This is a genomic window from Streptomyces sp. NPDC056452, from assembly GCF_042796085.1.
Taxonomy (GTDB): domain Bacteria; phylum Actinomycetota; class Actinomycetes; order Streptomycetales; family Streptomycetaceae; genus Streptomyces.
In genome coordinates this window covers 41,116-59,515 of record NZ_JBHTRI010000033.1, presented here as the reverse complement: position 1 = coordinate 59,515, position 18,400 = coordinate 41,116, and the positions used below count along the sequence as shown (strand labels likewise).

Below are 18,400 nucleotides of genomic sequence, written 5' to 3'. Positions count from 1 at the left end.
CCCGGGCCACTCCGGTCAGTTCCCCGCCGGTGCCGGGTGGCCCGGCGTTCGGCCGAGGATCCGCACCGGGTCCCCGACCCGGATCACCCCGGTGCCTTCAGGGATCAGATTCTGGCCGAACAGGAGGTCCCTTCCGACCAGACGATGGCGGGCGAGCGTACGGAGGGGCTCCTTGCCGCGCTTCGACGTCCGCTGGTCGGTCGTGGTCACGATGCAGCGGCCGCAGGGCTTCGCCACGCGGAAGGCGACCTCCCCGATCGCGATCCGGTCCCAGTCGTCCTCGGCCCACGGGTCCGTCCCGTCCACGACCACGTTCGGCCGGAAGCGGTTCATGGGCAGCGGGCCCTCCTCCGGGTGGTCACCGCGTGCCACGAGTGCGTTGAGCGCATCCAGCGAGGCGGACGACGTGAGAAGAAGGGGGTAGCCGTCGGCGAACGAGACGGTCTCGCCCGGGCGCCCGAACGACGGATCGACAGGCCTGCGGTGCGACGGCGCGTCGAGATGGACGAGCCGGACCTCCGTACCGAGGCGCGCGCTGAACCAGGAGTGCGCGGCCTCGGCCGCCTCCACCACCTCGACCTTGTCCCTGAAGAGCTCCGCGCCGACGGTGCAGAGCGGTTCCGGCACGTCCACGGTCAGCGGGGCACTCCCCGGCGCCGAGACGGTCACCCCGCCACCGGGCAGGGGCATCGCGGACAGCTGGGCCATGCCCGGCTGCTGACGCTGGGTGACCACCTTGCCCCGGCCGTCGATCAGCATCCAGCGACGGTCGCCGTCGAGTCCCCATGGCTCGACGACGGCCTGTTCGGCCGCGCACGCTGCCAGCGACTTGACCGGGTGGATGTGGACAGCCCTGAGTACGGGAGAGACCATGCATCCATTTTGCCAGCCGAATCCGACAGCGGGCAGGAGCGCCCCTGCTCAGTACCCCCGGCTCTGGTACGGACGGTTGTACGGGTCCTCGTACGGAGAGGGATTCGGGGCGGGCCGGGGCGAAGCCGGGCGCATCGACTCGTAACCCGTGCCGGGGCGCTGCGGCTGCTGCTGGTAGCCGCGGGGCGCCGAGGGCTGCTGCGGGATGTACGGGGCGGGCGCGTGCTGCAGGTGTGCGGGCTGCATCGGCGCGTGCTGCATGCCGGCGTTCTGGTACTGCGGCTGCGGCGCCTGCTGCGGGTAGCCGTAGGACCCGTTGGACGGGGCCGCGGGCAGGGCGGGAAGCGACGACGGCAGGGCCGGCAGATAGCTGTTGCCCGTGTCGTACGCGGCGGGGACTCGGATCGGCGCGATCTGAGGAGTGCCCCGCTCGGCGACCAGGGAGTCGTAGATCGGGGTGTCGGGGAACGACGGCGCGGCGTAGTAGCCGCCGCCGTAGGTGGAGCGGGGGGAGGTCATGACACATAAGTTAAGCCCACGATGTGCTGGTTGGGGAGCCCGATAAGAGGGTTGTTTTACGCGTTGTGAGTGAACCGCGTTCCCCAATGCGAGCGAACTTGGCAAAAAGGGGCACCGAGCCGCGTTGTGATCGTGTAAAGAGCGAGTTCACGGGGGGTTACCGGCGGATCGCCGGGAGCAGTCTCCGCCGTACTGTGGGCTCCTCGGCGGGCCGGGGATTAGGTTGGCGTGAAACTCTCCGGGCAGCCGGACTCGTGATGGGGGCGAGCATGACCATGCAAAAGGGAACCAATGTTCCTGTGCCTGCTCAGGTCGTACAGGTCGAATTGGGCTGGCGGACCTCCCCCGGGGCGCCGGACGTGGATGCCTCGGCGCTACTTCTCGTGTCGGGAAAGGTACGCAGCGACGCGGACTTCGTCTTTTACAACCAGTCGGCACACGCATCCGGCGCGGTGCGCCACGAGGGCAAGCGGACGGCGGGAGACGCGGTCACGGACAGCCTCGTTGTCGACTTCGCGGCGATGGAGCCTGCGATCGACCGCGTGGTCGTCGTGGCCTCGGCGGACGGCGGCACCTTCGGCCGGGTCACTGGCCTCTACGTACGGATCGTGGACTCCGCGAGCGGCTCCGAGATCGCGCGCTTCGAGAGCGCGGACGCGACGGTCGAGACCGCGTTCATTCTCGGTGAGCTGTACCTGCGGCAGGGCGCGTGGAAGTTCCGGGCCGTCGGACAGGGGTACGACACCGGACTCGCGGGTCTGGCGACGGACTTCGGCATCTCCGTCGACGAACCGCAGCAGCCGGCACCACCTCAGCAGGCCGCCCGCCCGCAGCCGGCGCAGGCGCCCCCGGCGCCCCACCGCGCACCCCAGGCCGCCCCCGCCCCGCAGGCCGCGCCCCCGGTCGCGCCTCCCGCCGCACCCCCTGTCACGCAGCCGGTGAGGCTGACCAAGGTCACCCTGACGAAGGAGGCGCCGTCCGTCTCCCTCTCGAAGCAGGGCGGCACCTCCGGGGCCCTGCGCGTCAATCTCAACTGGGAAGTGCGCAAGCAGTTCAAGAGCTGGGGCGCGAAACTCGGCAGGGCCGTCGCCATGCACGCCGACCTCGATCTCGATCTCTGCGCGCTGTACGAACTCACCGATGGAAGCAAGGGAGTTGTGCAGGCGCTCGGAAACGCCTTCGGCGATCTCCGGCGGCCCCCCTTTATCCACCTCGACGGAGACGACCGCACCGGCGCGCTCTCCACCGGCGAGAACCTCACGGTCAACCTCGACCACAAGGACCGGCTGCGCCGCGTTCTGATCTTCGTAACCATCTACGAAGGCGCCCGGAGTTTCGCCGATCTGCATGCCACCGTCACTCTGCAGCCACAGAACGGAGCGGCGATCGACTTCTCTCTCGATGAATGCACCGTGCCCTCCACCGTTTGCGCTCTCGCGCTGATCACCAACAACGGGGGAGAGCTCACGGTGCAGCGGGAGGCACGCTATCTCGTCCCGCAGCGCGGGGTGAGCCCCCAGCGGACCATAGACGCCGCCTACGGCTGGGGAATGAACTGGACCCCCGGCCGCAAGTGACCCCGGCCGGATGAGCCCGGCCTCCCACGGCCGGGCTCAGGGCTCCGGTGCGGCCTCGGGACGGGCGTACGTACGCCCCTTCCAGGCCGCGCCTCGGCCACGGTAGTGCTGTACCGCCGAGTCCACCGTCATCAGGAGGTAGAGGACGGCGGTGAACGGCAGGAGCGGTGCCAGCCACAGGGACTGCCGGTAGTAGCCGAGCATCGGCATGTACGTCCCCGCCATCACGGCCCATGCCGCCGCGCCCGCCCGGGCGGCCACCGCGTCGCCCGTCAGCAGCCCGGCGGCGAGCGTCGCCGGCGGGGCGACGTAGACCAGACCCAGGCCGAGAACGGTCCCGGCCAGCAGCAGCGGGCTGTGCCGCAACTGCGCGTACGCACTGCGCGAGACCATCTGCCACAGATCAGCGAGCCGCGGATAGGGCCGCGCACTGTCCACCCGCTCCGCGAGCCCCAGCCAGATCCGGCCGCCGCTGCGCTGCACCGCGCGTGCCAGCGACACGTCGTCGATCACCGCCTGCCGGATGGACTCCGGGATGCGTGCCCGTTCGGCGGCCCCGGTGCGCAGCAGCACGCAGCCGCCCGCCGCGGCCGCCGTCCGGCTGCCCGCCCGGTTCACCCGGCGGAAGGGGTAGAGCTGCCCGAAGAAGTAGACGAAGGCCGGCACGACGAGCCGTTCCCAGGTGCTCGTCACCCTCAGCCGGGCCATCTGCGAGACCAGATCGAAGCCGCCCGCCCCTTCGTCGCCGGCCGCGGCGACCAGTTCCCTCAAGCTGTCCGGCTCATGCGCGATGTCCGCGTCGGTCAGCAGCAGGAACTCCGGCTTACGCTGCCTGGCCAGCGCGATTCCGTGCCGCAGGGCCCAGAGCTTGCCCGTCCAGCCGGACTCCGGCTCACCCGGCGACACCACCGTCAGCGGCAGCCCCCCGTGCCTCACCGACAGCGCGCGTGCGAGCGCGCCGGTGCCGTCCTCGCTGCAGTCGTCGACCAGGAAGATCTCCGCGTCCCCCGGATAGTCCTGGGCGAGCAGCGACGGGAGGCTGACGGGCAGCATCTCGGCCTCGTCCCTGGCGGGCACGACGACGGCGACCGAGGGCCAGCGCACCGGGTCGGCACGCCTGGGGAGCCGCTGGTCGGTCCGCCAGAAGAACCCCTGCCCCAGCAGCAGCCACACCCACACGACCAGCGAACCCACGGCGATCCAGGCAACGGCGCTCATCCGCCGAAGTCTGCCCCACATCGGCGGTGCCGCAAGGGCTGTCGACTATGGTGACCGGGTGAAGATCGCACTGATGGACTCGGGAATCGGCCTGCTCGCCGCCGCTGCCGTGGTGCGCCGGATACGGCCCGACGCCGATCTGGTGCTGTCCTCGGACCCCGGCTCGATGCCCTGGGGCCCCCGTACTCCCGAGGACGTCACCGCCCGCGCGCTCGCCGTGGCACGCGCGGCCGCGGCCCACCGGCCGGACGCCCTGATCGTCGCCTGCAACACCGCTTCCGTCCATGCGCTGCCTGCCCTGCGGGCCGAACTGGAACCCGGACTGCCGGTCATCGGCACGGTCCCCGCGATCAAGCCCGCCGCGGCGGGCGGCGGCCCCGTCGCCATCTGGGCCACCCCGGCCACCACCGGGAGCCCCTACCAGCGCGGGCTGATCCGCGACTTCGCCCGATCGGTGGACGTGACCGAAGTCCCCTGCCCCGGGCTCGCCGACGCCGTACAGCACGCGGACGAGGCGGGGATCGACCGTGCGGTGGCCGCTGCCGCCGCCCTCACCCCGCCCGGCGTGACGGACGTGGTCCTGGGCTGTACCCACTACGAGCTGGTGGCCGAGCGCATCCGCGCCGCTGTGCAGCAGCCCGGCCGGCCGGGGGTCGTCCTGCACGGCTCCGCCGTGGCGGTCGCCACACACGCGCTGCGCCGTATCGGTTCCGAACCCGCTCCGTCGGCCGAACCGGTCGGCACACTCGCGGTCCTCCTCGGCGGACACGCCGCCGACCTGCCCGAAACCGCTCTGGCCTACGCGGAGGGCCTGCTCCTCAAGGCCGTCAGCCCCGCGCTCTGACCCTCCCGCGCGGCCTGCCGGGCCTGCGGGCCCCCTCCTCGGGACGCGGAACGTGGGTACGCTGCTTGGCATGACGGACCACCCCGGCGTTGCGAGGCACGGTTCGAGCCAGGCCCCGGCCACCATCTGGACGGGCAGGGCCCGCAACCGCTTCCAGTGGCTGCTCGCGGCCGCCGGAGCGGGATGCCTGGCGCTCGGCATCGAACTCGCTGTCGATTCGGCCTGGAGTGCCGGAATCGCCCCCCTGCTCATGTCCGTCATCGGCTGCCTCGCCGCCGGACTGCTGATCCTGTTCGGGACCCTCGCCTTCGTCCACGTGGCCGTCAAGGTCGACGGCGACGCCCTCGAGGTGCGCTGCGGCCACATCGGACTGCCCAGGCGCCGGATCCTGCTTACCCATGTGGTCGGCGCGGACTTCGCCCCCCAGGTCACCCCGCGCCAGTGGGGTGGCTGGGGCTACCGCTGGCGCCCCGAGCAGGGAACCGCCGTGGTGGTGCGCCGGGGCGAGGGGCTGGTGCTGAGACTCGGCGACGGCAGGACCTTCACCGTCACGGTGGACAACGCCGAAGCGGCGGTACGGTTCATCCGCGACCGGCTGCACCTGAGCACCACCGGGAAGTCCGCGGAGTCGTGACGGCCGGAGCGGGATGCCGCTCCCACAGCCGCCCACCGTAGACTCCGCCAGGTGAGCGCCACCATCACCACAGTCGAACCGCCGTCCGCCCCCGTGCCCCGCAGCAGGAAGCTGTGGCCGCGGCTCGTCCGGCCGGCCGCAGCCATCCTGTCCGGTGCGCTGCTCTATGCGAGCTTCCCGCCCCGGCCCCTGTGGTGGCTGGTCCTGCCCGGGTTCGCGCTGCTGGGATGGGTCCTGTTCGCGCGCAGGCTGCGCGCCGCGCTGGGCCTCGGCCTCCTGGCCGGTCTCGGCTTCATGCTCCCGCTGCTGCACTGGACGGGCGAAGAGGTCGGCCCCGTCCCGTGGCTCGCCCTGGCGCTCGCCGAGGCGGTGTTCATCGCGGTGGGCTGTGTCGGGATCGCCGCGGTCTCCCGGCTCGCGTACTGGCCCTTCTGGGCTGCCGCGGTCTGGGCACTCGACGAAGCGGTCCGCGCCCGCGTGCCGTTCGGCGGCTTCCCCTGGGGAAGGATCGCCTTCGGCCAGGCGGACAGCGTGTTCCTGCCGCTCGCCGCGCTGGGCGGAACCCCGCTGCTCTCCTTCGCCGTGGTGCTGTGCGGCTTCGGACTCTTCGAGGCCCTGCGACAGATCCGCAGGTACCGCGCCACCGGCACGGTGCCCCGTATCGCCGTCGCGGCGGCCGCCGCAGCCGTCGCGGTCCCCGTCGTCGCCGCCCTCGCGTCCCTGCCGCTCGTCGACGACTCCGCCGAGGACGGCACCGCGACAGTCGCCGCCGTCCAGGGCAACGTGCCGCGCCTGGGCCTCGACTTCAACTCCCAACGCCGGCAGGTCCTGGACAACCACGCGAAGCGCACGGAGCAGCTGGCCCAGGACGTGAAGGCGGGGAAGGTGCCCCAGCCGGACTTCGTCCTGTGGCCCGAGAACTCCTCCGACCTCGACCCGTACCGCAACGCCGACGCCCGCGACGTGATCGACAAGGCGGTCAAGGCCATCGGTGTCCCCACCGTCATCGGCGCCGTGCTTGCGCCCGACACGGGAAACCTCCGTAACACCCTGATCGAGTGGGACCCGGACAGCGGCCCCGTGGACACCTACGACAAGCGGCACATCCAGCCGTTCGGCGAGTACATGCCCATGCGGTCCTTCGTGCGGATCTTCAGCAAGGACGTCGACCGGGTCCAGCGCGACTTCGGATCCGGCAGCAAGGTCGGCGTATTCGACCTGGCGGGCACCAAGGTGGGGCTCGTCACCTGCTACGAGGCGGCTTTCGACGACGCCGTGCGCGACACCGTCAAGAACGGCGGCCAGCTGATCGCCGTGCCGAGCAACAACGCGACCTTCGGGCGCAGCGAGATGACCTACCAGCAGCTGGCGATGTCCCAGGTGCGTGCGGTCGAACACGGCCGGGCGGTCGTCGTGCCCGTCACCAGCGGCGTCAGTGCGGTGATCCGGCCGGACGGGACCATCGTGCAGAAGACCGGGATGTTCACCGCGGACGCCCTGGTGGACGAGGTGCCGCTGCGGTCCTCGCTCACGCCCGCCACTCGGATGGGTCCCCTGCCCGAAGGCATCCTGGCGCTGCTCGCGGTGGCCGGCCTCGGCTGGGTGACGATCCGGTCCGCGCGTGCCAGGAACGACCGGAGGGCACGCCCCGGGAACAGCCCCACGGCCACGTAGGCTCGCCGCATGGCTACTCCCGACTTCATCCGCGAGATCCGCGCCACCGCCGGGCACCAGTTGCTGCTGCTGCCGGGCATCACGGCGATCGTCTTCGACGACGAGGGCCGCGTGCTGCTCGGCCGACGGTCCGACACCGGTATGTGGGCCGTCATCGGCGGTATCTCCGAGCCCGGCGAGGAGCCCGCGGCGACCGCGGAACGGGAGGTGTACGAGGAGACCGCCGTGCACTGCGTCGCGGAACGGGTCGTGCTCACCCAGGCACTGCAGCCCGTGCAGTACGACAACGGCGACCGGTGCCAGTACCTCGACATCACCTTCCGCTGCCGGGCCACCGGCGGCGAGGCACGGGTGAACGACGACGAGTCGCTGGAAGTGGCGTGGTTCCCCGTCGACTCCCTGCCGCCGCTGAACGAGTTCTCCCTGTTCCGCATCAAGCAGGCCCTCAGCGACGGCCCCACCTGGTTCGAGCCCACCCCCGAGCCCGGCGTCTGACGCGCACGACGCCGAGGGCCGGCCACCACCCGTCGGGTGGCGGCCGGCCCCTCGGCGTGAACGGCTCAGGAAGTACGGGAGTCGGCGGGCAGCGCGGTCCGGGCACCCGGGACGACCCCGGCCCCCTTTCCGGCCTCCGCGTCGATGTCGCCGAGGTCCCTGTGCCGTGTCTCCTTGGCGCAGACGATCGCGAGCACCGTGATCAGCGCGGCCGCGATGACATACAGGGAGATGGGCGTCGACGTGCCGAAGTCCGCGAGCAGGGCCGTGGCGATGAGCGGCGCCGGGGCACCCGCGGCGACCGACGAGAACTGCGCTCCGATCGAGGCACCCGAGTAGCGCATGCGCGTCGAGAACATCTCCGAGAAGAACGCCGCCTGGGGCGCGTACATCGCGCCGTGGAAGACCAGCCCCACGGTGACGGCGAGCAGCAGACTCCCGAAGCTCCGGCTGTCGATCAGCGCGAAGAACGGGAACATCCACAGCCCCACGCCGATCGCGCCGACCAGATAGACCGGCCTGCGCCCGATGCGGTCGGACAGTGCGCCCCAGGCCGGGATCACGGCGAAGTGCACGGCGGACGCGATGAGCACGGCGTTGAGCGCCGTCTGCTTGCTCAGGTCCGCGGACGTGGTCGCGTACACGAGGATGAACGCGGTGATCACGTAGTAGCTGATGTTCTCGGCCATCCGGGCGCCCATGGCGATCAGCACATCGCGCCAGTGATCACGGAGCACGGCGACGAGCGGCATCTTCTCGGCCGTCGCAGCCGTGGTCCTGCGCTGCTCGGCCTGGGCCAGGGCGGCTTTGAACACCGGTGATTCATCGACAGAGAGACGAATCCACAAGCCGAGAATCACGAGGACCCCGGAGAGCAGGAAGGGGATGCGCCAGCCCCACGCCTCGAAGGCGGAGTCGGACATCAGCGCGGTGAGCGCGGAGAGCACCCCGGTGGCCAGCAGCTGCCCCGCGGGTGCACCGGTCTGGGGCCATGACGCCCAGAACCCCCGCCTCTTGGCATCACCGTGCTCCGACACGAGCAGTACCGCCCCGCCCCATTCGCCGCCGAGGGCGAAGCCCTGCACCAGCCGCAGAACGGTGAGCAGGACAGGGGCGGCCAGCCCGATGGTGGCGTGTGTCGGCAGGAGCCCGATGGCGAAGGTCGCGCCACCCATCAGCAGGAGGCTCAGTACCAGCAGCTTCTTGCGGCCGAGCCGGTCACCGTAGTGCCCGAACACCAGCGCCCCGAGGGGCCGGGCGGCGAAGCCGACCGCGTAGGTGAGGAAGGCGAGGAGGGTTCCGACGAGCGGTTCGGAGCCGGGGAAGAACAGTTTGTTGAAGACCAGCGCGGCAGCCGATCCGTAGAGGAAGAAGTCGTACCACTCCACAGTGGTCCCGACGAGGCTCGCCGCGACGACGCGGCGGAGGTTCGAGGGGGGTGGGGGAGCGGTTGCTGGGGCGGCCATGGATACCACTTCCGGACGGTTGGCGGGGACGTTTCCGTGTCGCCATACCGTAGGAAGGGGCAGGTCAGGGGCGTATGTGGCGGGACACCATAGTTGGGGTCACGGGTGTGCGGGCGGGCGCTACGGGGGAGGTGCTGCGGTCCTGTTTTCCGCCTTGGGGGCGGCGACGAGCCGGATCGGTAACCGGTCCGCCCGGGGCAGGTCGTCCTGCCGCCGCTCCCGGGCGGACCGGATCTCAACCGCCGGAGCAGACAGTGCCGTTGAGCCGGAAGGCCGTCGGATCGGGGTTGGGGCCGTCGTTGGCACCGACGAAACCGAAGGAAGCCGTCGACGCGCCGTCCGGGGCCAGCGGCCCGGCGCCCTCGGGTGCGGTCACCCGTACGTGCCGACCGGTCTGCTGGAACGTGGCGTTCCAGCCGGAGGACACCGACTGGCCGTCGGTCGGCCAGTCCCAGTCCACGGTCCAGCCGGTGATCGGGGTGTCCGAGAGGTTCTGGACGGTGACCGTGGTGACGAAGCCGTTGCCCCAGCTCGTGTCGCGGTGGAAGGTCAGCGCGCAGGCGGCGTCCGGCGGGGTGCCGGTGGTGAAGGTCAGCGGATCGGACGGGGCGGATATCCGTCCCGCGGCGTCGGCGGCCAGCACGTTGACCGTGTGGGAGCTGCCGGGTGGCAGGTTCCGCAGGGTCACGGACGTGCCGGTGGCCTCCCCGACCAGCCGGGTGTGCGCGCCGTCCCGCTCCTGGACCAGGTAGCGGGCCGCACCGGCCGCCCGGGTGGCCTCCCCGACCAGCCGGGTGTGCGCGCCGTCCCGCTCCTGGACCAGGTAGCGGGCCGCACCGGCCGCCCCCTCCCACGACAGGCGCGCGGTGGAGTCGGTCAGCGCCTCCAGCTTCGGGGTGCCCGGAGCGCCTGCGACCGAGGCCCCGGGCCCGGTGCCGGGCTGCGGGGTGAGGGTGACGGTGAGCATCGCGTACGGCGGCACGGTGACCTGGGAGGCGGACGCCCCACTGCCGGTGACGTCGGTGATGTCGTTGTCGCCGCGCGCGTAGCGGCTGACCTCGGGTGCGGCGGCGGACGGGGTGAAGCCCGCGTATGCGAGGTCCACGGTCCGTGCCGCGTCGGGGTTCTTGTTGATGAGCAGGACGCTCAGGCGCCCGTCGCGACGGCGCACAGCGTGCGCGGAGACTTCCTGTGCGGAGGACGAGGCGGCGACCATGGTGTCGCCGGCGGTGCCCAGTTCGCTGGTCATCTTCATGCCGTAGTACGGGTGGAACGGCGTGTTCGCCGCCGGTTGGCAGACGTCACCCGTGCAGGAACCTCCGGACAGCATGCCCATGTCGCCGTAGTCGGTGTCGCCGTCGACGGTGGTGATGGCGCCCGGCCCGTTGTGGGTGTTCCACCAGTCGACGTTGAACACACCGTTCTCCAGAGCCGTCATGAAGGCATCGGCGGCGAACAGCCCGTTGGGGCGGGCGGTGAGCATGGCGCCGCCGGTGTTGGTGTTGACCTCGGTGAGGGCGATGCCGATGCGCGGGGAGTCGGCGCCCGCGTACCGGTCGATCTGGTTGCGCACCTCCCGCAGTTCGCCGGGCAGCCGGGTCAGCCGGGTCATGGCGGCGTCGGCGGTGGTGTCGGAACCGCCCGCGTACCAGTGGACGCTCACGAAGTCGATGACGTCGGTGACTTCGGAGAGCACGGCGTGGTTCCAGTCGCCCGGATCGCCCTCGCCCACGACGCCGTCCGGCCAGTTGCCCGGGGTGGTGAGGACCGCGCCGATCTTGACGGTCGGGTCGACGGCCTTCATCGCGGCGGCGTAGGCGCGGACCTGACGGGCGTACTCCCGGGGGCTCTTGTCCGCGTGATCGTCGTGCTCCCACCCGCTGCCGTAGTGGCCGTTGCCGTAGATCTCGTTGCCGATCTCCCAGTACTTGGCGTCGTAGTCCTTGGTGACGTTCGCGTACCGGACCCAGCCGGCCGCCTCCTCGGGCGTGCCGGAGCCGTAGTTGGCGATGAGGATCGGCTGCGCCCCGGTGGCCCGGACGGTGCCCATGAAGGCGTCGAAGCCGGTGCCGGGGGCGACGTATCCGCCGGGCGCGGTGTGCGTCTCCCAGTGGTAGATGTCGGCGTACGAACCTCCCGGGTAGCGCATCGCCCCGACGTCTGCCGTCTTCATGAGGGCGGCCACTTCCGGGTCGTTCATGTGCGAGTCCCAGACAGCGGCGTTGACACCACGCGCGGTGTCGGACAGCCGGCCCAGCGACGCCTGCGTGTTGACCCGGACATCGACGTCCGCGGTCGGCGCCTCCTGCTCGGCGGCGGACGCGGCACCGGCGGCGCCGAACGGGGACAGCAGGGCGAGCGTGGCCGCCAGAGCGGCGGCGGTGCGTGCGAGGTGACGGGGGCGGCCGGCGCGGGCCGGTCCGACGGGTCTCTGCGGCAAGGCCATGGGGGTCCTTCCTTAGGGCCCGGCGACACGGACTGGCCGGCGGGTGCCGGGCAGTCCGTACGGCCGGACGGGCGGGCGCCGGCGCGGCGGCAGAGTGCTTCTCGCCGGGCACGGGGAACGGACGGTGCGCGGGTGGTGCGGCGTGCGTGGACGCGGGGGGTGGCGCGGTGCGTTGAGGTCGTGAGCCGTCCTGAGTCCGGAGGCACGGAGGTGCCGGTTCCTGCGCGGTGCGGGAACCGGCACTGCTTCACTCAGCGGCTACGGGTTGACGCAGCCGATCGAGCCGATCGGGAAGTCGTTGCCGGTCGATGTCGCCGTGAATCCGAAGGTGACGCTGCCGTCCGGCGGGATGGTCCGGTTGTAGTCGAGATTCCTGACCGTGAGCGAACCATCGGACCCCGTGGTCAGCGCGCCGTTCCACACGCTGCTGACCTTGGCGCCCGTACCCGGTGTCCACTTCACCGCCCAGCCCTCACGCGGCGTCGTGCCGTGGTTCATGACTTCGACGGAACCCTGGAATCCGCCGCTCCACGAGTTGGTCACGCTGTAGACGGCCATGCACCCGGAGTGCGGGTCGGTGGGCGTAGGTGTGGGCGTGGGGTCCGTGGGCGTCGGTGTGGGCGTGGGGTCCGTGGGCGTCGGTGTCGGAGTGCTGCCTGAGCCGCGGATGCCGGTGACTTCCCCGTTGCCGCCGTCGAAGACGATGTCGGAGCAGGAGAAGAAGTTCTCCTGGCTGTCCGAGCGCACCCACTGGATGAACATCACCGCGTCACCCGAGCGGCCCGAGGGCAGGTTCAGGTCCCAGTAGTAGTGGCCGCCGTCCGCGCCCGGCGAGCCGGTCTGCGGCGGGTTGGTGACGGTCTCGATCAGCTCCAGGTCGTCCCAGCCCAGTGCGGTGGTGGGCGAGTAGCCGGGCTTGGACATGTACACCCGGAACGAGCCCGGGTGCGCCGCCCAGTTGCTGTGCTTGACCTGGATCGTGTTCCCGGAGGTCAGGTGCGTCCGAGGCCAGTCGCCGCGGGGGGCGTTGTATCCGGTGAAGTTGTACGGCGACCGGTCGCCGGCGCTGCACAGCTTTCCGTCCGGGACGTAACCAGCCCCTCGCCCACCCGCGTTGGAGTCGAGCACGGCGAACCAGTTGTACAGCGCGGTCGCACCGCTCTCGTTGAGCGCGGCCCTGCACGCCGGGTTGGTCGGGTCCAGGGCGCCGGTGCTGGTCTTGGCGTCCAGCATGCAGAGGTAGGTACGCGACCCCGGCGTCATCGTCACGCCGTGCGCCTGCGCATTGCCCTGGCCGAGGAGCGTCAGGGCTAACCCGCCGAGCAGCGTCGCGAGCACCGTTGCCAGGGAGGCAAGCTGTTTCTTACGTCGAGTCATGGTGTCTCCTGTGCCTGTGTGGGGACTTTCTTCCGGTTGGGCCTGTCTCGTGCGGGCACCGTTCCGTGACGGCCCTCACCTGTCCGGGTAAGGCGCATGGCCGGATGGGCGAGCAGGGAATCGGAGCGCGCAACCACCCGACATGGGAGCGCTCCCATCCGCTGGTTTGTAGGGGACTGTAAGAGCGGTGCGTGTCCCTGACAACCCATCGGGGCGAAATGCGTCGCACGGATTCCGAAGAGGCAGGTCGGAGAGGTAGGCGGATGCGACGGCCCCCTCCCGGCAGGTGCCGATTTGGGAGCGCTCCCGAGAACCTGGCCATTGGGAGGCCGTCAGGAGGCCTTCGGGAGGCCGTCGGGAGGCCGTCGAGACCTGGCCGGGCGGTGCGGTGTGTGCCGGGTACCGGTCCGTGCCGTCTTCGGGGCTGCTCAGGGCGGTGGGCCGTCCAGGCCTGGAGGCGAAGCCTGGGTGGTGGTCGGTGCCGGAGAAGGCTCTGCCCGGTGACGTCTTCCCGCCCGGCGTCCCCGGCCACCGACGCCTCGCCGTACGCGAGTTCACCGGCCAGGAGCGCTGCGCCCACGGCCCCCGCGCGGGGGCCGAGTTCGGACATGACGATCGGCAGGTTGCCGGTGGTGAGGGGAAGTGAGCGTTTGTGGACGACGCTGCGGATCTCGGCGAGCAGGGGATGGCCCCGATGTTCGGCAAGGGGGGCGTCGGAGGGGACGGCGCGGCAGGCCGGCTCCAGAGGAACGGCGCCCGGCCGGTGGGGTGCGGAGCCTTCGCACCCCACCGGTTCCCGGTTCCTCGTCCCAGGTCCGTCAGCCCTGGATCAGGTCCCGGAGCGCGGTGTTCAGCTCGAGTACGTTCACCCGGGGCTCGCCCATGAAGCCCAGGAGCCGGTCCGTCGTGTGATCGGCGACGAGGCCCTCGACGTCCTTGACGGGGAGGTCGTTCTCCTCCGCGACCCGGTGGATCTGGAGCTTCGCGTACGCAGGAGAGATGTCCGGGTCCAGACCGGAGCCGGAGGAAGTGACCGCGTCTGCCGGTACGTCCGCGGGCTTCACCTTGTACGAGGCCGTCGAGTTGTCCTTGACCACGGCCGCCTTGGCGTCCGTGACCCACTTGATCAGGTCCTCGTTGTCGCCGGAGCGGTTGGTGGCGCCGGAGAGGATCAGGGAGTACTGCGTGTTGACGCTGTTGCTGCCCAGGCCGTTGGAGGGGCGCGGCTGGAACCACTTCAGGTCCGGCCTGGCTGCCTCTTCGGCGTCGTTCGGGTCGTTCTTCGGGAGGTTGTAGGTCTGCCCGATGAGGGAGGAGCCGACGACCTGCCCGCTCTTGTCCTTGATCTCGGAGCCGTTGGCCTTGTCGTTGAAGAGGGTCTGGGCGATCCCGGTGACGGCCAGCGGGTAGATGACCCCGCACACCAGGGTGAGGACGAGCAGGGCCCTCAGCCCGGCCCCGAACAGGCGCACGGTGTTGCTGACGGAGGTGTTGGTCATGGCGGATCAGCCGATTCCGGGGATGAGGGAGATGAGCAGGTCGATGATCTTGATGCCGATGAACGGGGCGACCAGGCCGCCGAGGCCGTAGATGCCGAGGTTGCGGCGCAGCATCTTGTCAGCACCGGCCGGCCGGTAGCGCACTCCCTTGAGGGCCAGCGGTACCAGAGCGACGATGATCAGAGCGTTGAAGACGACCGCGGACAGGATCGCCGACTCCGGCGAGGCCAGGCCCATGACGTTCAGCTTGTCCAGCGACGGGTACGCCACGGCGAACATGGCGGGGATGATCGCGAAGTACTTCGCGACGTCGTTGGCGATGGAGAACGTGGTGAGGGCGCCGCGGGTGATGAGGAGCTGCTTGCCGATCGCGACGATCTCGATGAGTTTGGTGGGGTTCGAGTCGAGGTCCACCATGTTCCCGGCCTCCTTGGCGGCCGAGGTACCGGTGTTCATCGCGACACCGACGTCCGCCTGGGCGAGGGCCGGGGCGTCGTTGGTGCCGTCACCCGTCATGGCGACGAGCTTGCCGCCGGCCTGCTCCCGCTTGATGAGGGCCATCTTGTCCTCGGGCGTCGCCTCGGCCAGGAAGTCGTCGACCCCCGCCTCCTCGGCGATCGCCTTCGCGGTCAGCGGGTTGTCGCCGGTGATCATGACCGTACGGATGCCCATGCGGCGCAGCTCGTCGAACCGCTCGCGCATGCCCTCCTTCACCACGTCCTTGAGATGGATGACCCCGAGGATCCGCGGACCGCGAGCGTCTTCCACAGCCACCAGCAGCGGCGTGCCGCCGGCCTGGGAAATCCCGTCCGTGAGTGCGTGTGCGTCCTCGGCGACAACCCCGCCCCGCTCCTTCACCCAGGCGACGACGGAACCGGTCGCCCCCTTGCGGACCTTGCGCCCGTCCAGGTCGACGCCCGACATGCGGGTCTGCGCGGTGAACGCGACCCATGCGGCATCGGCCAGCTCGCCCTGGTCCCGTTCCCGAAGCCCGTACTTCTCCTTGGCCAGGACGACGATCGACCGGCCCTCGGGGGTTTCGTCGGCGAGCGAGGACAGCTGCGAGGCATCCGCGAGTTCGCCCTCCGTCACGCCTTCGACCGCCAGGAACTCGGCTGCCTGCCGGTTGCCCAGGGTGATGGTCCCCGTCTTGTCGAGGAGCAGGGTCGACACGTCGCCCGCCGCCTCCACCGCGCGCCCCGACATGGCCAGGACGTTGCGCTGGACGAGGCGGTCCATACCGGCGATGCCGATCGCGGAGAGCAGCGCGCCGATGGTGGTCGGGATCAGACAGACCAGGAGCGCGGCGAGCACGATCATCGAGGTCTGGCCGTCGGCGCCCGCGTAGACGGCGAACGGCTTCAGGGTGACCACGGCCAGCAGGAAGACGATGGTGAGGGACGCCAGAAGGATGTTCAGGGCGATCTCGTTGGGGGTCTTCTGCCGGGCCGCGCCCTCCACCAGGCTGATCATCCGGTCGATGAAGGTCTCGCCCGGCTTCGTCGTGATCCTGATGACGATGCGGTCGGACAGCACCTTCGTACCGCCGGTCACCGCACTGCGGTCGCCGCCGGATTCGCGGATGACCGGGGCCGATTCTCCGGTGATCGCGGATTCGTCGACGGAGGCGACGCCTTCCACGACATCGCCGTCGCCGGGAACGGTGTCGCCGGCCTCGCAGACCACCAGGTCCCCGATGCGCAGCTCCGTCCCGGCGACCCGCTCCTCGTCGGAACCGATCACCCGGCGGGCGACAGTTCCGGTCTTGGCCTTGCGCAAGGTGTCGGCCTGGGCCTTGCCCCGGCCCTCGGCCACGGCTTCCGCGAGGTTCGCGAAGACGGTGGTCAGCCAGAGCCAGCCGGCGATGGCCCAGCCGAACCAGTCGGTCGGGTCCAGCGCTGCGAGCACGGTGGTGACCACCGAGCCGACCAGGACGACGAACATGACGGGCGACTTGATCATCACGCGCGGGTCGAGCTTGCGAACCGCGTCCGGGAAGGACTTCAGCAGCTGCTTCGGGTCGAAGAGGCCGCTGCCGACGCGGTCGGTGACCGCGTGGTTGCCGGAGGGCGGCAGGTCTCCGTGCGGAGCGTGAGTGGGGGTGACGGTGCTCATGAGGCGAGCCCTTCGGCGAGCGGACCCAGCGCAAGGGCGGGGAAGTAGGTCAGACCGGTGATGATCAGGATGGTGCCGACGAGAAGACCCGCGTAGAGGGGTTTGTCGGTGCGCAATGTGCCCGCGGTCTCGGGCACCGGCCTCTGCTCGGCCAGCGACCCGGCGAGGGCCAGGACGAAGACGATCGGGAGGAAGCGGCCGAGGAGCATCGCGATGCCGATGGTGCTGTTGAACCACTGGGTGTCCGCGTTCAGTCCCGCGAAGGCGGATCCGTTGTTGTTCGCCCCGGAGGTGTAGGCGTACAGGATCTCGGAGAAGCCGTGCGCCCCGGAGTTCGTCATCGAGTTGCCCGGAGTGGGCAGAGCCATCGCCACGGCGGTGAAACCGAGCACGAGTGCCGGGGTGATGAGGATGTAGCAGGCCGCGAGCTTGATCTGGCGCGTGCCGATCTTCTTGCCCAGGTACTCCGGGGTCCGTCCGACCATCAGGCCCGCGATGAACACCGCGATGATCGCCATGATCAGCATGCCGTAGAGGCCGGATCCGACACCACCGGGTGCGATCTCGCCCAACTGCATGCCCAGCATCGTGATGCCTCCGCCGAAGCCGGTGAAGGAGGAGTGGAAGGAGTTCACCGCACCGGTCGAGGTCAGCGTGGTGGCCACCGCGAAGATCGAGGAGCCGGCGATCCCGAAGCGGGTCTCCTTGCCCTCCATCGCCCCGCCCGCGATGTCGAACGCAGGTCCGTGGTGGGCAAATTCGGTCCACATCATCAGCGCGGTGAAGCCGAGCCAGATGGTGGCCATCGTGCCGAGGATCGCGTACCCCTGCCTGAGCGAGCCGACCATGCGGCCGAAGGTGCGGGTCAGCGCGAACGGGATCAGCAGGATGAGGAAGATCTCGAACAGGTTCGAGAGTGGATCGGGGTTCTCGAAGGGGTGGGCGGAGTTGGCGTTGAAGTAGCCGCCGCCGTTGGTGCCCAGCTCCTTGATGGCCTCCTGGGACGCGACCGCGCCACCGTTCCACTCCTGCGTGCCGCCCATGAACTGGCCGACCTCGTGGATGCCGGAGAAGTTCTGGATGGCACCGCAGGCGACCAGAACGAGCGCACCGATCACCGCGATCGGCACCAGGATGCGGACGGTGCCGCGCACCAGGTCGGCCCAGAAGTTGCCGAGTTCACCGGTACGTGCCCGTGCGAAGCCCCGGACGAGCGCCACCGCAACGGCCATGCCGACGGCGGCGGAGAGGAAGTTCTGCACCGCGAGGCCGCCGGTCTGCACGACGTGGCCCATGGCCTGCTCGCCGTAGTACGACTGCCAGTTGGTATTGGCCACGAACGACGCGGCCGTGTTGAACGCCTGGTCCGGGTCGATGGAGGAGAAGCCCAGCGAACCGGGCAGCGAGCCCTGTACCCGTTGCATGAGGTACAGGAAGAGAACACTCACCGCCGAGAAGGCGAGCACGCCCCGTAGGTAGGCGGGCCACCTCATCTCGGCGGCAGGGTTGGCACCGATGGCCTTGTATATCCACTTCTCCGGTCGGTAGTGCTTCTCGGAGGAGTAGACCCTGGCCATGTAGTCGCCCAGCGGACGGTACGCGAGCGCGAGGGCGGCGATCAGGGCGAGCAGCTGGAGCACACCAGCGGTCTGGGGACTCATAG

At 70.4% G+C, this 18,400-nt stretch carries 15 protein-coding genes; 6 read left to right on the top strand and 9 right to left on the bottom strand.

Features of this window, described 5'->3' with window-relative positions; all coding sequences use genetic code 11:
- Positions 1 to 15 precede the first annotated feature (15 nt).
- Both ACFQ6X_RS28095 and ACFQ6X_RS28090 read right to left on the bottom strand, forming a co-directional pair.
- Positions 16 to 873 (bottom strand): MOSC domain-containing protein, encoded by an 858-nt coding sequence (locus ACFQ6X_RS28095; protein WP_383185397.1) that lies wholly within the window; start codon positions 871 to 873, stop codon positions 16 to 18.
- Between the two features lie 48 nt (positions 874 to 921).
- Positions 922 to 1,392, bottom strand: coding sequence for a DUF6643 family protein (locus tag ACFQ6X_RS28090; RefSeq protein ID WP_383185396.1), 471 nt, complete (start codon positions 1,390 to 1,392; stop codon positions 922 to 924).
- Positions 1,393 to 1,649: 257 nt separating this feature from the next.
- Between ACFQ6X_RS28090 and ACFQ6X_RS28085 the strand changes: the two genes are divergently transcribed.
- The gene (locus ACFQ6X_RS28085; protein WP_383185395.1) at positions 1,650 to 2,969 is read left to right on the top strand and encodes a TerD family protein; all 1,320 of its coding nucleotides are present in this window, start codon (positions 1,650 to 1,652) and stop codon (positions 2,967 to 2,969) included.
- Positions 2,970 to 3,005: 36 nt separating this feature from the next.
- Here ACFQ6X_RS28085 and ACFQ6X_RS28080 read toward each other — a convergent pair whose 3' ends face one another.
- Entirely contained in the window at positions 3,006 to 4,187 is a 1,182-nt protein-coding gene (locus tag ACFQ6X_RS28080; protein ID WP_383185394.1) for a glycosyltransferase, read from the bottom strand.
- Positions 4,188 to 4,245: 58 nt separating this feature from the next.
- On the opposite strand from ACFQ6X_RS28080, the gene ACFQ6X_RS28075 reads away from it, so the two are divergent.
- From ACFQ6X_RS28075 to ACFQ6X_RS28060, 4 genes are all read left to right on the top strand, one after another.
- The gene (locus tag ACFQ6X_RS28075; protein ID WP_383185392.1) at positions 4,246 to 5,031 is read left to right on the top strand and encodes a glutamate racemase; all 786 of its coding nucleotides are present in this window, start codon (positions 4,246 to 4,248) and stop codon (positions 5,029 to 5,031) included.
- A gap of 70 nt (positions 5,032 to 5,101) precedes the next feature.
- Positions 5,102 to 5,665 (top strand): hypothetical protein, encoded by a 564-nt coding sequence (locus ACFQ6X_RS28070; RefSeq protein ID WP_383185391.1) that lies wholly within the window; start codon positions 5,102 to 5,104, stop codon positions 5,663 to 5,665.
- Positions 5,666 to 5,716: 51 nt separating this feature from the next.
- The gene (gene lnt, locus ACFQ6X_RS28065) at positions 5,717 to 7,339 is read left to right on the top strand and encodes an apolipoprotein N-acyltransferase (protein WP_383185389.1); all 1,623 of its coding nucleotides are present in this window, start codon (positions 5,717 to 5,719) and stop codon (positions 7,337 to 7,339) included.
- A gap of 9 nt (positions 7,340 to 7,348) precedes the next feature.
- Entirely contained in the window at positions 7,349 to 7,834 is a 486-nt protein-coding gene (locus ACFQ6X_RS28060) for an NUDIX domain-containing protein (RefSeq protein ID WP_383185387.1), read from the top strand.
- 65 nt (positions 7,835 to 7,899) lie between these two features.
- On the opposite strand, the gene ACFQ6X_RS28055 is transcribed toward ACFQ6X_RS28060, so the two are convergent.
- From ACFQ6X_RS28055 to ACFQ6X_RS28045, 3 genes are all read right to left on the bottom strand, one after another.
- On the bottom strand, positions 7,900 to 9,300 hold the full coding sequence (locus tag ACFQ6X_RS28055) for an MFS transporter (RefSeq protein ID WP_383185385.1): 1,401 nt from the start codon (positions 9,298 to 9,300) through the stop codon (positions 7,900 to 7,902).
- 235 nt (positions 9,301 to 9,535) lie between these two features.
- Positions 9,536 to 11,746, bottom strand: a complete 2,211-nt coding sequence (locus ACFQ6X_RS28050) for a cellulose binding domain-containing protein (RefSeq protein ID WP_383185383.1) — start codon at positions 11,744 to 11,746, stop codon at positions 9,536 to 9,538.
- A 258-nt stretch (positions 11,747 to 12,004) separates the two neighbouring features.
- Complete coding sequence (locus tag ACFQ6X_RS28045) at positions 12,005 to 13,123, bottom strand: lytic polysaccharide monooxygenase (protein WP_383185381.1); 1,119 nt, start codon at positions 13,121 to 13,123, stop codon at positions 12,005 to 12,007.
- A 478-nt stretch (positions 13,124 to 13,601) separates the two neighbouring features.
- Here ACFQ6X_RS28045 and ACFQ6X_RS28040 point away from each other — a divergent pair, with 478 nt between their 5' ends.
- Positions 13,602 to 13,769, top strand: coding sequence for a hypothetical protein (locus ACFQ6X_RS28040; protein WP_383185379.1), 168 nt, complete (start codon positions 13,602 to 13,604; stop codon positions 13,767 to 13,769).
- A gap of 172 nt (positions 13,770 to 13,941) precedes the next feature.
- On the opposite strand, the gene ACFQ6X_RS28035 is transcribed toward ACFQ6X_RS28040, so the two are convergent.
- The 3 genes from ACFQ6X_RS28035 to kdpA are packed head-to-tail and all read right to left on the bottom strand — an operon-like array spanning position 13,942 to position 18,398.
- Positions 13,942 to 14,622: a potassium-transporting ATPase subunit C gene (locus ACFQ6X_RS28035; RefSeq protein ID WP_383185377.1), complete on the bottom strand. Its 681-nt coding sequence runs from the start codon at positions 14,620 to 14,622 to the stop codon at positions 13,942 to 13,944.
- A 6-nt stretch (positions 14,623 to 14,628) separates the two neighbouring features.
- Entirely contained in the window at positions 14,629 to 16,737 is a 2,109-nt protein-coding gene (kdpB, locus tag ACFQ6X_RS28030; RefSeq protein WP_383185375.1) for a potassium-transporting ATPase subunit KdpB, read from the bottom strand.
- Positions 16,734 to 18,398, bottom strand: coding sequence for a potassium-transporting ATPase subunit KdpA (kdpA, locus tag ACFQ6X_RS28025; RefSeq protein ID WP_383185373.1), 1,665 nt, complete (start codon positions 18,396 to 18,398; stop codon positions 16,734 to 16,736). The genes kdpB and kdpA overlap by 4 nt, the downstream gene beginning before the upstream one ends.
- Between the last annotated feature and the right edge of the window lie 2 nt (positions 18,399 to 18,400).

Bases quoted from the DNA above. Each gene is read 5' to 3' on its own strand.
- ACFQ6X_RS28095 (WP_383185397.1), bottom strand. From the start codon at position 873: ATGGTCTCTCCCGTACTCAGGGCTGTCCACATCCACCCGGTCAAGTCG.
- ACFQ6X_RS28090 (WP_383185396.1), bottom strand. From the start codon at position 1,392: ATGACCTCCCCCCGCTCCACCTACGGCGGCGGCTACTACGCCGCGCCG.
- ACFQ6X_RS28085 (WP_383185395.1), top strand. From the start codon at position 1,650: ATGGGGGCGAGCATGACCATGCAAAAGGGAACCAATGTTCCTGTGCCT.
- ACFQ6X_RS28080 (WP_383185394.1), bottom strand. From the start codon at position 4,187: ATGAGCGCCGTTGCCTGGATCGCCGTGGGTTCGCTGGTCGTGTGGGTG.
- ACFQ6X_RS28070 (WP_383185391.1), top strand. From the start codon at position 5,102: ATGACGGACCACCCCGGCGTTGCGAGGCACGGTTCGAGCCAGGCCCCG.
- ACFQ6X_RS28060 (WP_383185387.1), top strand. From the start codon at position 7,349: ATGGCTACTCCCGACTTCATCCGCGAGATCCGCGCCACCGCCGGGCAC.
- ACFQ6X_RS28055 (WP_383185385.1), bottom strand. From the start codon at position 9,300: ATGGCCGCCCCAGCAACCGCTCCCCCACCCCCCTCGAACCTCCGCCGC.
- ACFQ6X_RS28050 (WP_383185383.1), bottom strand. From the start codon at position 11,746: ATGGCCTTGCCGCAGAGACCCGTCGGACCGGCCCGCGCCGGCCGCCCC.
- ACFQ6X_RS28045 (WP_383185381.1), bottom strand. From the start codon at position 13,123: ATGACTCGACGTAAGAAACAGCTTGCCTCCCTGGCAACGGTGCTCGCG.
- ACFQ6X_RS28035 (WP_383185377.1), bottom strand. From the start codon at position 14,622: ATGACCAACACCTCCGTCAGCAACACCGTGCGCCTGTTCGGGGCCGGG.
- kdpB (WP_383185375.1), bottom strand. From the start codon at position 16,737: ATGAGCACCGTCACCCCCACTCACGCTCCGCACGGAGACCTGCCGCCC.
- kdpA (WP_383185373.1), bottom strand. From the start codon at position 18,398: ATGAGTCCCCAGACCGCTGGTGTGCTCCAGCTGCTCGCCCTGATCGCC.